The organism is Fulvivirga lutimaris (assembly GCF_009711525.1).
GTDB classification, from domain to species: Bacteria; Bacteroidota; Bacteroidia; order Cytophagales; family Cyclobacteriaceae; genus Fulvivirga; species Fulvivirga lutimaris.
Map to the genome: position 1 here is coordinate 1 of NZ_SMLV01000364.1, position 14,925 is coordinate 14,925.

A 14,925-nucleotide genomic window follows, 5' to 3' on the forward strand; every position below is an offset into this window, starting at 1 on the left:
TAGTTAGTTATGGAGACTGTAGAAACGACATTTAAATTAACATTTACTCCTGAGCAGTATGAGCATGCCGTGGAGTATATTGAAGACATGAAGAAGCACCCGAGGAGAGTGTTTTGGCAAGGCAAGGAAGGTAAAAGTGATCAGGAATTGATCTATTCTCACATTGCGCACAGAATACTTTCTGGTTTTTATAATAACTATGACCCTTCTTTTGCAAGAAGACAGATAGTAGATATGACCAATAGGAAGTCTGCTTGATTCCTTTAATTGCTATATGGCAATTTTAACGCTATGTTATAAACTTTCTGATTTTAAGAGAGATCCTATTATATATATGGAGTTAAGCTCTCACAAATCGGAAATATTATCCCCAAGATTAATCCTTCAAGAAAGCAGTTCTGATAAAAAATGGATAGGAAAAACAGACAAAAAAAATAACCGTTTTGTCGTGTCTCTTCTTATAAATAAATGGCTTGGTTATAGACGTTCTTTTATTAAGATTTCTGGTGTAGGAAACAAAGAAACTAATGAATTCAAAGTACGCTTTAATCCCTCCATCTATTTCGTATTTAATTACATTGGATTGCCAACATTTATCTTCGTGGTATTATTTGAGTTGTCTTTGGGGTCATTTAGCTACCTTATCCCAATCGGAATAATAGTACTTAATACAATTGTCTTTAATCACGAACTAAGTAAGTCAGAGAATCAAATCGAGTCATTCATGGAGGATTTGACCAATGCGCCAGAGACTTAATTCACGTTTAAAACTTAATCCCCAAGTCCAGGGCGATATAGTCGTTTTTCATGGCTAAATCACCTCCAAGTCCATCAACGGATTCACTAATTATATTCACGAGCCCGCGGTGATAGGATATCCCACCAAATACCATGGTGGATGTGCCTATTTGGTATTCCATACCAAGGCCGGCAAGCAGTGAAGTGTCAAATAACCTAAAGTCTTCCACAATTACATTATCTTTTAATTTCTCTTCTACATTAAACTCCAGCGCAGCACCAAATTGGAAATAAATGCGCTTATCCAATGACACTTCATTGGTATATAATTTCATTGAAACCGGAATTTGAACGTACTGAAGGTTATACTCCTCTTTGGTTGGAGGATTGCCGGTGTTTACCTTATCCCTTTGTTCAATACCAACTCTTTTTGAAGCATAAAATACACCAACATTAACATAGTAGTTATCAGTAAGCTGTATGTCTACAAACGGACCCGTAGAGATCTTAAGGCCAGTACCATCAGTCTCTAAATCATAATCATCTGATGTAAAATCTATTCGGTTTGACGATAGTATCGGTGAAAACTGAAAACCAATTTTAAACTGAGAAAAAGCCGAAAATGACATGGACAATAAAAGGATAAGAAGAAGATTTTTTCTCATAAGAGCATAATTTTTGGTTACTTAGCGAAGTTTTAACAACAATCAATATTAAGACAAAATAAGGGAATAGTTTGATGATGAAAAAAGCATTTTTGGGTTGTGTTTTTGTGGTTGCCGTTTTATTGTCTTCATGTGGAGATAACGAATATAATGAGTGCGTATTTCAGCCAGAGATAGATAATCCTGTTGACATTAAAATCGAAAGGCTTGAGAGCAAACTATTAAACATAGATAATAGAGATTCACTCCGTGCTTTTTTAATTGCCAACCCTATCATCACCACTTATTTCCTTAATAAAGGCACATACCCTAACGACTCATTAATGCTTGACGGACTGATGAGCAAATTCAGCAATCCACATATCGACACTCTTGAAATGGAGATTGACCGGGTGTTTGGAGATTTGTCTGAACTTAACGCTGAGCTGAACACTGCATACAGTCATTTAAAACATTATTATCCTGATGTAACTATCCCAAAGGTTAAAACCGTGGCCACTGGTTTTGATTTTGATCTTTATGTATCAGATACTTTAGTGGTTATTGGTCTTGATTATTACCTTGGCGAGGGGGCAAAATTCAGGCCTATAGGCATGTATAACTATATATTAAAACGCTATGCACCCGAATACATAGTACCTTCAATCATGCTGCTAAACGGTATTTCTCCTAATTATAATGCTACCAATGTTAAAGACAAAACCATACTGAGCGATATGATGGCTTATGGTAAAGCATTTTATTTTACCAAAAGAATGATACCATGTGTGCCTGATAGCACTATAATATGGTATACCCGCGAGGAGATTGAGGGATCAAGAGCAAATGTTGACATTATATGGACACATTTTGTAGAGAATGAACTGCTATTTGAAACCAATCACATGGTAAAGAAAAAATACATTGAGGACAGACCTAAAACTTTTGAAATAGGGGAAAAAGCGCCTGGCAGATTAGGTCAGTGGCTCGGTTGGCAGATCGTAAATAAATATATGGAAGAGCATCCTGATACTGATTTTCAGGACATGATGATGATTGAAGACCCTCAGCTTATCTTTAAAAACTCAAAGTTTAAGCCCGATAAGGGTGGGTTATTTTAAATTCAGATTTGCTGCTCCCCATTATAAAGCTGCTCAATTTTTAGCCTATCCTCCTCGGGTATAGAATTGTCGTTCATTAGTTTAAAGGCATCTCCGGCTGATTTGATATTGTATTTCTCTATCACACTGTTCTCACGCTCCTTTTTCTTTTTTGCTCTGATCATGAAAAACATAGCCACCTGAAGTATTAGCACGGCTACCACAAAAACAATTAGCATATTCATACTGTCCATCTGCACTTTTGAATTGTATTAGTTAAATAATTATTGTCTATTTTAAAGTGTACCCCTAGAGATTGCGGATAATTTTCCTTTTTATAAAATTTAAAAAGAAAATTTCCGCAATGACGTTATAAAGTTAATTAACACTGCGGCTGCACAAAACAATAAATTATACGATGACATTCGGAGAAAAGGTTATTGAATTTTATGAACAGCTAAATCCACCACCAAAACTTCCCCAAAAGGTGGAGACACTTTTCCCTTTCAAGGAAGAAAATGTAATGGAAGCTGTCAGAATTTATAACCACAAATACTTTAATGACACGAACAGGCGCACTTTCTTAATTGGGATTAACCCAGGCAGGTTAGGCAGTGGAACCACCGGCATACCATTTACGGACCCAATTCGCTTGAAAAGTGAGCTGGATATTGACAATTCATTTGACCCCAAGCAAGAGCTATCTTCCAATTTTATTTACCAAATGATAGCTGCGGCTGGTGGCCCAGAAAAGTTTTACGCTAATAATTATTTCACCTCCGTATCACCATTGGGATTTGTTATGGATGGCAAGAACCTTAACTACTATGACATCAAAGACTTGGAGGAGGCACTGGAGCCTTATATCGTTAACGAGATGAAAAAGCAACTCCAATTTGGTGCCCGCCCCATTGCTTATAGTTTGGGCATGGGAAAAAATATTGCCTATCTCAAAAAGCTCAATGCCAAGCATCACTTTTTTGAAAGTATAGAGCCACTACCGCACCCCCGCTGGGTGATGCAATATCGACTCAAAAGAATTCAGGAATTCATCGATTTGTATATCTCGAAACTCAGTTCTTAGAGCACAAATCTGTAAGTATATTTTAGCAAGAAGATATTTCTAGGTTTCTTGTCGAAAAGCGCGTTGGCCAGATGATCAAAAGAATGCCTGTCTACCGTTGGGTTTTCAGAAATATTCTGTGTCCATACCAAAAACAAGGTAGACCCCGGCTTATACTCCCACCGCATCACCATGTTTGATTGAAACTGTGTAAAGTTAAAATCAGGATTGTCAATGGTATAATCGGTAGTACCATCATTATTTTCATCTACAGCAAGTATGTTATCTGTCTCGTTAAGAGTCGTTGATATGGCATTAAATCTATGCTGATACTCATCATGGGTTGAATTGGTTACCCTCTTAAGGTTGGAATACTCACCTGATGCAGCAAATGGCTGTCCCCAGTACTGGATGGACAAATTAGGCGTAAGCACATAGGTTACCCTCATGGACAAATTGTAAGTACGCTGATGAATATTGCCTATGATATACCGTGGTTGCCCATTGCTATCTACTGTATTTACATACTGCATTTCATTATCTCGGGAGTTTACCATACCCACAAACCTGACATTTAATGCATTAGAAGGCCTTAGTCTTAATGACCACCACCAGCCAGAGCTTTTGGAATAGCCATCTTCACCCCAACCCCACCATGGGTTTAATTCAACCACTACTTTTTTTCTATCATCTGAAGATGCCCAAACCCAATAACTATAACTTTTTGGATATATGATTGATGGTCCTCCTCTTAGATCTGCGTTTGAAGCCTGATATAGTGTAGCTTGAGCTCCGCTGCTCATTCGCCAGAAGTTTTTAAACTGTAAATGTCCGTTCCAATTGATCTCGCGCCTTCTTAAGTCGCCCCCAAAGTCCTGATTCTGATAGATATTTATATTGGATCTCGCTGATCGAAATATTCCAAAAGGCTCAAGCTTACGATACTGCCCCCATACCCATTGTGCTACCTGATCAGTCTGGTTTAAAAAGCCAATGTCATTTAACTCAAGTCCAGGAGAGCTCCATGATGAACCCACTTCATAAACAAAATTACCACTGGCCTTTCCAAAAGTCATAGACCCTGAGGTGCCGCTTAGTTCCGTACGCGTGGTGTCCACCTTTCTATAACTATTATCAGTGCGTTGATAAAATCTTGCCGATGACTCCTGAAGGTTTAAGATGGACGCTGATCCTCCCTTTACCTGGCTAGCCAAAAATTTTCCGCTAACATAGTACTTACGCTCTTTCCAGAACTGCGTAAAATCCATACCTGCCGAATAGGCCTCTTTTGTCAAGCCATCCAAGCCCTTGAGATCTCCTCTATTCGTTGCTGTTACCATACCTCCTACAATGGTTTCACCTTCATTGATCTCCTGCTGCACACGACCAACAAGGTAATTGGTCATAGGTTCAACAACCTGTTCTCCTTTGAATCCAAGACTATCAATTTCTGCAGACTCCTCTTTTGTTACAGACTCCAGCACTCCCCATGAAAAGCCATTCTTATTCTTACCAGTCAATTTCATTGAGCCCAATATCCTTGTGTTATTAGGGCTATTCACATATTCATTCACACCATCATCTCCATCAGGGTCGGTATCAACACTGCCCTGCGGGCGCCTTCCTATCCTTCTGGAATAAAATAAGTTGTCAAAACCTCTACCTCCTGTGGGAAAAGTCAGAACGTTGCTACCCTCAATAAAAAATGGGCGCTGCTCTGGAAAAAACAATTGAAATGCCGATAAATTAACCTGAGAAGGATCGGCCTCCACCTGTCCAAAATCAGGATTAACGGTAAGGTCTAATGTGATATCGCTTGTGATACCAATTTTTGCATCAAGACCAACATTAACATCTGAGCCTTTGCCAGTAGCATATGGGTTGCCCTCTTCCTTCTCATAGGTTTCCGTTTGAGCTACTATATAAGGTTGTATTTCAAGTTGCTTTTGAGGTTTGATGCCATTTATGCCATTGATCTCACCAAACCTGTGTACAAACCCATTGGCATTTTGTGGTATGTGCTGCCAATTAGAGCGCTCATCATTCCTAAAATAATAACGCATTACCTGAAAGCCCCAGGTGTGCTCCTTCTGATCTGAAAATCTGAGTTGACTTAATGGAATTCTCATTTCTGCCACCCATCCTTCCTGATCAATGGTGGTCATGAGATACCAAATAGGATCCCATTTGTCATCCCAGTTATCACCATTATTTGATACATACTCTTCACCTTTTACTCCAGCAGAGGTAGCTGTGAATGAAAATGCAGTTCTCTTATCATTATAGCTGTCAAACATCACCGTAACCCTATCACCCTCAAAACCATCTCTTCTGGATAGCCTTTTTACAATATTGGCAGGGTCGGCATCATAGGCTCTTATGGCTACATAAATATTCTTATCATCGTAAAGCACCTTGAATTTGGTCTGCTCAGTGGGAGGGCCGCCATCATTGGGTTGTCTCTGTGTAAAGTCACCTCCACCCCATTCTACGGTTTCCCAAATTTCATCATTCAACAGACCATCTATCCGAGGAGCTTCACCTTGGATCATCGTGGTCGTGTAAAGTTTTCTATTTATTTCTTCAGTCTGCCCAAAAGCAGTTATAAATGAAAATAGTGAGATTAATATTGTGAGTTTCCGCCCCATGCATTCGATTGTTACCCTAGTAGTTACTGAATCGTATGGCTATGGTTACAGATATTCGACAAACAGCACGTTCTTATTTATGGACGGTAATTAATCAGATATCAGTAATAGCTGATGATATTGCCAGCAAATTGGGAGTTAAGAGACTAAATCAGACGATTGGTCAAGAATGCTACTCCTGAAAAAACGGCTCCTATTATTCCAAGGATAATGATGGAAAACCATCTTTCAGTAATGGTGTTGATTATTGCATTGTTTGGATTCTCAGTATCTACATACACTTCTACTTCTTCACCCATGTCATAGCTTGGAGGATTTGACTGGACCGTAGAATAATAATTATAAGTCTCACCATTAAACTGATATTCTATGGTGGGCTGCGATGGATTGCTTACCACTGTTCCAATGACAAGCTCACTTCTATCTATTTGTTGCGCATCCGTATAAAAAATATAAAAAGCTATGCTCAACATGATCATGCCTATGGAGCCAAAAATCAAAGCGATACTTTTACCAGCACAGCCAGCTTTCAGCGGTTTAGTAGGTGCCGATCTGGAGGCCTTTTTAAACTCCCATGGTTCTATATCAGCTTCAACATGTTCAACCAATGTTTTTGATTGTCTTAAATCAAGGTTGAAATGTTGACGAATGTATTTGATGGCCTCTATCTTGCGGCCTTCAATGAGTAGTTGACGAACCTCCTGCTTTTGTTTTTCGGTAACAGCCATTGTAACTCAAGTTAATGAATTAGGCAGATTACTGGAATTGAAATCAGTTTAAACTAAATTAAGGTCATGAATTTCCACACACGCAAATGGGTAAAACCCGAAGACCTGAATCCTAATGCTACCCTATTTGGTGGCAGCTTGTTAAAATGGATAGATGAAGAAGCCGCTATCTATGCTATCATCCAGCTAGACACGCAACGCTGTGTTACCAAATACATTTCTGAGATCAATTTTGTAAGCTCCGCCAAGCAGGGAGATATTATTGAAATGGGAATGGAAGCCATTCACTTTGGCAACTCTTCCATTACCCTTAAGTGTGTGGTGAGAAACAAGCTGACAAGAAAAACGATCCTTGCTGTTGATAAGATTGTATTCGTAGCACTAGATGAGCAAGGTCAACCCATGAAGCACGGCAAAACTGAAATTACCTATGTGAAAGATAGGTTTGCTGATGAGAATTAACCGAACGCTGTTCCTTCAACTTCCAAAATCAAACCAGATCCATAGGCCATAGCCGGTGTTTGATAGCCAGCCTTATAATCATCATTAATAATTTTTGATGCAATAAGCACTGCCGTTTTGGCTGTTAAAGTATAGCCATTTGGTGTAGTTAGTCTGTTTTCTGCGGTTGCTTCGCCATTGGAGGCTTGCCCCCATAAATACATCTTTCCTGCTCCTCTTTTTTCAGCTGACGGGCCAGGTCTTTTTTTGTCAACCTGCTTTTTGAGTATATTCTTGACCCAGCGCATTTTTAGCAAAAAGCTAAGCCTGCCCATCCATTTTAGCTGGATGATCTGCTTTGCAGAACTCCCCGTAAAAACTTCAATATTAGGAATGCCAGTACTAAAGTAAGCTGTGGCTATATCACCCCAGGAAATACCAACTGATAGCTGCTTCATAGCACCAAAGTCAATCTCTCGGAAAGAGGTACCCAATGACTTTGTCTCAAGTTTCCCTCCCTTTCTATATTTTTGGCCCTCGTGTGAGCCTTCAACCATTGTTTTGGATGTTCCTCTGGATAAGCCACCACCAACACTCGTGAAAGCCAATTTCAATTCCTCAGCATCTGGCATTTGCTCTTTCAATTTTGCCGCAAGGCAATCTGAAGGAACTACATCAAAACCTGCCCCAGGCATTAACATTATATTCGCTGATTTAGCTTCTTCATCGAGATCATGAATTTGTTCAAAGATTTGATACTCACCGGTAATATCAAGATAATGCGTTTGTGCCTCCAAACAGGCCTTTACCATGGGCATGGCGGTATACATAAATGGCCCCGCACAATGAATAACCACATCATGTTCTTTGAGTATCCGAAGCATTTTTTCACTCTCCTCAAGAGAAAAAACCTCATAGGCTACATTATATTGCTCCGAAAGTTCGAGGATTTCATCTCCATTTCTTCCCGCTATGGTTATCGATAATTTCTTTGAAAAGGCCTCTTCAAGAACTAGTCTTCCAGTGTAACCATTGGCTCCGTAAATAAGGATTTTCTTCAACCTAGTCGTATATCGTCAGAAAGTTCATTTGGGTTGCCAGCAGGTTTGTCCACACCCGCTGCCACAAGCAGTTCGCCACATTTCTTTACACCTTCAGCAATACCTTCGGCTGGTTTTCCAGCTTTTATGCCATTAAGGATAACATCCACAACATGCTGCCAGTCTTTTTGATCAACCTTGGCATTGATGCCACTATCACCCAGCACCTCAACCATATGCTCAAAATGACTTACAAGTATGATTATACCTGTCCTATTTTCAGTATGAAAAATTTCTTCGGATAAAAAAGCAGTTAAAGCTCGTTGTTGAACTCTTTCCATCATAGTTTCTGATGGGGTGAGCCATTTTCTCATCGGATCAACAAACCTTGATATCAAATATCCTATAGCACTCAGGGTAATGGTAAAGACAACTACTTCCAAGGGTGTAATAACAAATGGTAAGCTCCAGGAGTAAGAAAGAACTCCCGCAAGGCCCAATGCAATAAGGGCAAAATAAAGGGCCACTCTTAGGTTTGTCTCCTCATAATTATCACTAGAATTAACAAAATAAGGAACAATCTCACCTGATGTGGCTTTTTCAGCCTCACTAACAGCATTCTTAATTAATGCTTTATCACTTTCGGTAAATTCAAATATTGCCATATGCTAACCTATAAAATTACCAGCTACCTGAGGCCCCACCTCCGCCAAAGCTTCCGCCTCCACCACTGAAACCGCCTCCACCAAAACTACTACCACTGCTGCCACCACCGAAGCCGCCTCCATAATATCCACCGCCACCTCGGCCACCTCCTATTGATGAGAAAATCAGATAAAAGAAGGTCAAACCTATTCCGCCTATTAGACCAAAGAGTATAAGCCCTCCTACAAATGCCACCAATGAACCTATGCCTTTACTCTTTCCATTACCCAACTTCTTTTTAGTCACAGATGATACTATAAGTGCCAGAAAAAATATGAAAATGAACCACCCATTCAAACCTTCACCATTAGTATCATTAGCACTGTAATTTGGTTCAGGAAGCTCTTCACCTGCTATGAGCTGGGCAATAGCATGCACACCATCGCTAATACCTCCACCAAAATCTCCTTGCTTAAATGCTGGAGTAATATATTCTTCAATTATTTGTCTGGACTTAGCATCAGTTACTGCACCTTCTAGCCCATAACCCACCTCTATTCTAAGTTTTCTATCATTTTTAGCTATCAACAGAATAACACCATCATCTACTCCTTCTCTACCGATCTTCCAGGCTTCAGCCACACGTATGGAGTAATCTTCAATAGGCTCAGGTTCTGTTGTAGGCACAATCAAAACAGCTATTTGGCTGCCCTTAGTTTGTTCTAAATTTTCGAGCTCACTTTCAATTCTAGACTTCTCAGAAGTGGTAAGAGTATTTGTTAAATCCGTAACTCTAGCCCATAATTTCGGGATTTCCTGCACATCCTGACTAATGACATTAGTGGATAACAGTAAAAGTAAGAGTAAAGTAAAATGTCTTTTTAAAAATAACATAGGCCTGATGATATGTTAAACTTACCAAATAATAGTTAAATTGAAGAGTACATTACTAAAGATATATGGTGACAAAAAAGAAAGTACTTGTACTGACAGGCGGTGGTGACTGCCCAGGTCTGAATGCGGTGATTAGAGGTATAGTTAAACGTGCCAAAACAGAGAAGGGCTGGTCAGTAATTGGTAGCATAGAAGCTTTTAATGGGGTTTTAAAAGAGCCGATGCAGTTGATGAAATTAAACAATAAAACCACTGCAGGTATCCATGTTAAAGGTGGAACGATTTTAAAAACCACCAACAAAGGTAATCCTTTGGATTTTGCTGTTGAGCAACCTGACGGCTCATGGACCACCTCTGACAGGTCTGATGAGTTGATTGAAAAAATAAAGTCGATAGGTATTGAGGCTGTAATCAACATTGGTGGTGATGGCTCGCAGCGTATCTCACAAAAGCTCTTTGAAAAAGGGCTGAACATAGTAGGCGTTCCTAAAACTATTGATAATGACGTGTCTTCTACTGACTTCACCTTCGGTTTCAGAACAGCGGTACAAATAGCCACAGATAGCTTTGACAAATTGGTGACAACAGCTGAAAGTCACCATAGAGTTATGATTATGGAAGTAATGGGTCGTGATGCTGGGTGGATTGCCTTACATACCGCCATGGCGGGCGGAGCAGAGGTCTGCCTCATTCCTGAAATTCCTTACGACATTAAGAAAGTGGTGGATCATATCAACAGCAGATACAAAAAAGGAAAGGGCTTTGTTAATATTGTTGTAGCAGAGGGAGCAAAACCTAAGGATGGCAGTGTGACCACTGTAATAAGTGATGAAGTAGGTTATGAAAATCAACGGTTGCGCGGAGTGGCCTTTGCATTATCAGCACAACTGAAAGCTGCCGGCTGCAAAGCAGATATTAGGGAAACGGTATTAGGTCATACACAAAGAGGTGGCACACCTATCGCTTTTGACAGAATATTGGCCACTTTATTTGGTGTAAAAGCGTTTGAAATGGTTTTGAATAAAGAATATGGCCGTATGGCGTCTTATAGAAATAATAATATAACTAGTGTTAGCCTTAAAGATGCCATTAGTGATTACAATTATATAAAAACAGATAACTATATGGTGAAGGCCGCTAAGGCCATAGGTATTTCATTTGGTGATTAGATTTAATGAAAGGTATTGTCTATAGTATATTAGTTGCAATAAGCTGCAACATGGCATTTGCACAGTCAGAGCTCATCATTGATGATGATGCTAATGCCCTATATATTAACCATTATCTATCAGAGTATAGAGACGAAACAGGCGAAGCCACCATTGAAAAAATTAGGAGCTTGCCATCTTCCAATTTCAAAAATCTGGAAGAGGGAGCCCAGCGCTATGGCCTTACCCAGGATGTTATTTGGCTTAAACTTAAACTTAAAAGCACATTAACCTATTCCAAAACCTTTGTTTTCAACTTCACAGACCCCTCAATTTATGGTCTGGAAATGTTTATTGATAAAAATGGAAGCATTGAACATTTTCTGTCAGGCACATCATCTAATCAAAGTGAAAAGCAGATAAAAGGAAATAAGAACTGTTTTCAAGTAGTAGTGCATCCCGAGATAGAGATGGAGATCTATTTTAAGATGTACTCCGAAAATAAGATGACTCTGGCTTGTCAAATTATCAATCAAAGCGACTTTTATAATACCTATTATAGGCAGAGGGCATACTTAGGTTTCTTTTATGGATCAATGATTATTTTGTTGATCTACAATATTTTAATGCTTGTAACCACTCGATTGACGGTATTTGGGTACTATGGTTTGTACGTTTTATTTATCGCCATTTTTACAGGAGCTGCGGATGGATACACTCCCGAGTTTTTACATTTTTTAGTCACCTGGAAAAGTGGCTATCTGGAAGCTGCTACGGCCACCATTACGCATGTGCTAGGCCTCATGTTCATGCTCAAATTTTTAGATGTTCATAAATGGTCCATCAAGTTTTACTGGACGGTTGCAGGCTTTATGCTTTTCACGGGTTTTGCAGGGCTCATCTTACTTTTGATGAGGGAACAAATTATTTTCGACTTTCTAAGTTATGCAGGACTCATACAGTTAACACTGGTAATTATTGGTGGCGTAAGAGGCGTACTTAATAAGGCTCCTCAAGCCGGATATTTTCTGGGTGCGAACATAGTCTTTGGTATTTTTATTATTCTTTTCATTCTCAATATGTTCCGCCTGGTGCCTTATAGCTTTTTGGTTCAATATTCCATACATTTTGGCTATGGCCTAAGCGTCATTATTCTTTCTTTCGGTCTGGGTGTTCGTATCTATTCTGTTTACCAGGAACTACTTCATAAAGAGCAGGAAAAGCAGGAACTCATAACACAAAAAAATGAGGAGTTGGAAGAGCAGGTTACTATAAGAACAAATTATCTAAGCGAGAAAGAAAGCAACTTAAGGGCTATTCTTGATAATAATAATAACTCTATTTGGTTTGTTGATGACCAATATCAACTCATTGATTATAATATCAAGTTTGCTGAAAGTTGGAAGGCATTTTACGGTACTGAACTGAAATTGGGAGTTAGCATGCTGGATCAAATTCCTGTAGAGAACTTGAAGTCTCAGTGGAAAATAAGATACGATTCTGTTTTAGAAGGTAATGGCAATACCTACGAGGATAATTTTAATGTTGCTGGCAGATTAAAGACTTTTGAGATCAACTTATTCCCTATAATTCAAAATGAAAAGGTAGTAGGCGTTACGGTATTTACATCAGACATTACTGATAGAATAGAAGCACAAACTATTCTAAAAGATCAAAATGTAATGCTCACAAAAGTAAATCAGGAGCTAGACCGCTTTGTTTACAGTGCCAGTCATGATTTGAAAGCTCCTTTGGCATCGATACTAGGCCTCATAAACATTGCCAAGGTAGAAAAAGATGATAAAGGCAGACAGCAGTATTTTGAAATGATGGAAACTTCAATTACCAGACTTGATCAATTTATTAAAGACATTATTGATTATTCCAGGAATGCCAGAATTGAAATAGCTGCAGATAAAATCGATATCAAAAATGTGATTGATGGATGTTTTGATGATCTAAAGTATGCGATGGTGAAAGATAAGATTTCACCGAACATAAACATTTCTGCAACCGCTGAATTATATTCTGACCACACCCGGCTGAGGATGGTTATTAGGAATATTATTAGCAATGCCCTAAAGTATGGCAGTCCTAAAGAAACAAATAATCCGCTTGACATAACTGTTGATATCAATAAAGAACGGCTAATTCTAAATATAAAAGACTATGGCCCTGGTATTGCTAAAAAGTATCATGACAAACTTTTTGATATGTTTTTTAGAGCCAATGAACAGGCCATGGGAACAGGTCTGGGCTTATACATTGTAAAAGAGACAGTGCATAGGCTCAATGGAAAAATCAAGCTGAAATCAGAGAAAAATAAGGGTGCTGAATTTATTATTGAAATCCCTAATATGAGCAGCGTGTCGAAGAGCTGACATACGTGCTTTTTGAACGTGGAAAACGAAACATTCTAACCCTCATCTCAGTTATTCAAACAAAGTAAAGATGTTATGAAAGAGGCCATATTTGGTGCTGGTTGTTTCTGGTGTATAGAAGCTGTATTCCAGCAGATTAAAGGTGTAGATAAAATAGAGTCGGGCTACATGGGTGGAAAGGTCAAAAACCCTACCTATAGAGAAGTTTGCAGTGGACTAACCGGGCACGCTGAAGTAGTAAGAATGACCTTTGATCCTGAGGTAATTTCTTTTAAAGACATGCTGGAAATCTTTTGGAAAACTCATGACCCAACTACGCTAAACAGACAAGGAGCAGACACGGGAACTCAATACAGGTCCGTTATTTTCTATCTCGATGATGAACAGAAAAAACAAGCGACAGAATACAAATTGAAATTAAATCAAGAGAATGCTTTTGGCAATCCGGTAGTTACAGAAATTAGTCCTGCGTCAGAATTTTATTTGGCTGAAGAAACTCATCAAAACTATTACAACGACAATGGAAGTCAGCCGTATTGCACCTTTGTTGTAAAACCTAAGGTTGATAAGGTTAAAAAAGTGTTTGCTGAAAAGTTAAAATAAAAAAGCACCTGGTTAATCCCAGGTGCCTCTTTTTGCTGTATTGCTTTAGTTAACTACTGTATTGAATTAGTTGGTTAATACTATTTTTCCATATTTGACACCATAATCTGTGGTCACTTTATAGCTATAAATATCTGCTGGCAAATTATAGCCATCTATACTTAGTTTAATTGATTCGTTAGCTCTGAGCTGGCCGTTATAAAGGTCTTTAACCTTTATCCCATTTCTATTGTATAACTCTGCTTTCAATTTTGATGATACTGGAGTATAAAATTCCAAAGTGGCCTTTTCGGTAAATGGATTTGGATATGCATTCATTGTCATTTCGCCTGACATGTCAGCTTCACCGTCTACCAGTTCATAACTTACACACTGTCCATATTTATAGGATACATCAAAATCAGCAGTAGCCAGTCTGTCTATGCACTGATCATCGTCACTACACACAGTAAATGTATATTCGAAATACTGCTCCATCTGACCTTCTCCAAAGCCATTGATATCATCAATTTTAAAACCGTCTATACCAGTGGTAGGATCTTTACCATATTCGATTTTCCAATTTTCTGAATTAGACACTTCATCAATGGTTCCACAATCTATAGCTACAGACATATGCGAAAGGCCGTGAACATGTTGACCATCATAAGTTACTGTAGCCTTATAGGTGTAGCAGCTTCCATTAACCTCAACCAATGATATCTCTGAAGTGAACGGGTTATAGCAATCATCATCTGGATTGTCTCCTCCGTCATCTGGATTGTCTCCTCCATCATCTGGGTTATCTCCTCCATCGTCAGGATCATCTCCACCATCATCTGGATTATCACCTCCATCATCTGGGTTATCTCC

16 protein-coding genes are annotated in these 14,925 nt (G+C 38.9%); 8 read left to right on the forward strand and 8 right to left on the reverse strand.

Features of this window, described 5'->3' with window-relative positions; genetic code table 11:
- Window positions 1–9: 9 nt before the first annotated feature.
- Together E1140_RS09650 and E1140_RS09655 are read left to right on the forward strand one after the other, a co-directional pair.
- On the forward strand, window positions 10–258 hold the full coding sequence (locus E1140_RS09650) for a hypothetical protein (RefSeq protein ID WP_155182425.1): 249 nt from the start codon (window positions 10–12) through the stop codon (window positions 256–258).
- 190 nt (window positions 259–448) lie between these two features.
- On the forward strand, window positions 449–757 hold the full coding sequence (locus E1140_RS09655) for a hypothetical protein (RefSeq protein WP_155182428.1): 309 nt from the start codon (window positions 449–451) through the stop codon (window positions 755–757).
- A 7-nt stretch (window positions 758–764) separates the two neighbouring features.
- Here E1140_RS09655 and E1140_RS09660 read toward each other — a convergent pair whose 3' ends face one another.
- On the reverse strand, window positions 765–1,403 hold the full coding sequence (locus tag E1140_RS09660) for a porin family protein (protein ID WP_155182431.1): 639 nt from the start codon (window positions 1,401–1,403) through the stop codon (window positions 765–767).
- A 77-nt stretch (window positions 1,404–1,480) separates the two neighbouring features.
- Here E1140_RS09660 and gldB point away from each other — a divergent pair, with 77 nt between their 5' ends.
- Window positions 1,481–2,503: a gliding motility lipoprotein GldB gene (gene gldB, locus E1140_RS09665; RefSeq protein WP_246202774.1), complete on the forward strand. Its 1,023-nt coding sequence runs from the start codon at window positions 1,481–1,483 to the stop codon at window positions 2,501–2,503.
- A 2-nt stretch (window positions 2,504–2,505) separates the two neighbouring features.
- Here the strand turns inward: gldB and E1140_RS09670 are convergent, their stop codons facing one another.
- The gene (locus tag E1140_RS09670) at window positions 2,506–2,736 is read right to left on the reverse strand and encodes a hypothetical protein (RefSeq protein WP_155182437.1); all 231 of its coding nucleotides are present in this window, start codon (window positions 2,734–2,736) and stop codon (window positions 2,506–2,508) included.
- A 164-nt stretch (window positions 2,737–2,900) separates the two neighbouring features.
- Here E1140_RS09670 and E1140_RS09675 point away from each other — a divergent pair, with 164 nt between their 5' ends.
- On the forward strand, window positions 2,901–3,566 hold the full coding sequence (locus tag E1140_RS09675; RefSeq protein ID WP_155182440.1) for a uracil-DNA glycosylase family protein: 666 nt from the start codon (window positions 2,901–2,903) through the stop codon (window positions 3,564–3,566).
- On the opposite strand, the gene E1140_RS09680 is transcribed toward E1140_RS09675, so the two are convergent.
- A complete protein-coding gene (locus tag E1140_RS09680) occupies window positions 3,563–6,193 on the reverse strand; it encodes a DUF5916 domain-containing protein (RefSeq protein WP_155182443.1) in 2,631 nt (876 codons plus the stop codon). The genes E1140_RS09675 and E1140_RS09680 overlap by 4 nt on opposite strands.
- Window positions 6,194–6,339: 146 nt before the next feature.
- The gene (locus E1140_RS09685; protein ID WP_155182446.1) at window positions 6,340–6,921 is read right to left on the reverse strand and encodes a DUF3592 domain-containing protein; all 582 of its coding nucleotides are present in this window, start codon (window positions 6,919–6,921) and stop codon (window positions 6,340–6,342) included.
- Between the two features lie 66 nt (window positions 6,922–6,987).
- Here E1140_RS09685 and E1140_RS09690 point away from each other — a divergent pair, with 66 nt between their 5' ends.
- Complete coding sequence (locus E1140_RS09690; RefSeq protein WP_155182449.1) at window positions 6,988–7,383, forward strand: acyl-CoA thioesterase; 396 nt, start codon at window positions 6,988–6,990, stop codon at window positions 7,381–7,383.
- Here E1140_RS09690 and E1140_RS09695 read toward each other — a convergent pair.
- From E1140_RS09695 to E1140_RS09705, 3 genes are read right to left on the reverse strand one after another with little or no spacing between them, the layout of a single operon-like run.
- Complete coding sequence (locus tag E1140_RS09695; protein ID WP_155182452.1) at window positions 7,380–8,423, reverse strand: saccharopine dehydrogenase family protein; 1,044 nt, start codon at window positions 8,421–8,423, stop codon at window positions 7,380–7,382. The two genes, E1140_RS09690 and E1140_RS09695, sit on opposite strands and share 4 nt — an antisense overlap.
- Window positions 8,420–9,067 (reverse strand): TPM domain-containing protein, encoded by a 648-nt coding sequence (locus E1140_RS09700; RefSeq protein ID WP_155182455.1) that lies wholly within the window; start codon window positions 9,065–9,067, stop codon window positions 8,420–8,422. Before E1140_RS09700 ends, E1140_RS09695 begins: the two co-directional genes overlap by 4 nt.
- A 16-nt stretch (window positions 9,068–9,083) precedes the next feature.
- On the reverse strand, window positions 9,084–9,941 hold the full coding sequence (locus E1140_RS09705) for a TPM domain-containing protein (RefSeq protein WP_155182458.1): 858 nt from the start codon (window positions 9,939–9,941) through the stop codon (window positions 9,084–9,086).
- A gap of 65 nt (window positions 9,942–10,006) precedes the next feature.
- Here E1140_RS09705 and E1140_RS09710 point away from each other — a divergent pair, with 65 nt between their 5' ends.
- From E1140_RS09710 to msrA, 3 genes are all read left to right on the forward strand, one after another.
- Entirely contained in the window at window positions 10,007–11,110 is a 1,104-nt protein-coding gene (locus E1140_RS09710) for a 6-phosphofructokinase (protein ID WP_155182463.1), read from the forward strand.
- Window positions 11,111–11,160: 50 nt separating this feature from the next.
- On the forward strand, window positions 11,161–13,470 hold the full coding sequence (locus tag E1140_RS09715) for a 7TM diverse intracellular signaling domain-containing protein (protein WP_185153513.1): 2,310 nt from the start codon (window positions 11,161–11,163) through the stop codon (window positions 13,468–13,470).
- A 75-nt stretch (window positions 13,471–13,545) separates the two neighbouring features.
- A complete protein-coding gene (msrA, locus tag E1140_RS09720) occupies window positions 13,546–14,073 on the forward strand; it encodes a peptide-methionine (S)-S-oxide reductase MsrA (protein ID WP_155182469.1) in 528 nt (175 codons plus the stop codon).
- Window positions 14,074–14,139: 66 nt separating this feature from the next.
- On the opposite strand, the gene E1140_RS21675 is transcribed toward msrA, so the two are convergent.
- Window positions 14,140–14,925 (reverse strand): T9SS type A sorting domain-containing protein (locus E1140_RS21675; protein WP_221412672.1); only part of this gene is annotated, 786 nt, incomplete at its 5' end.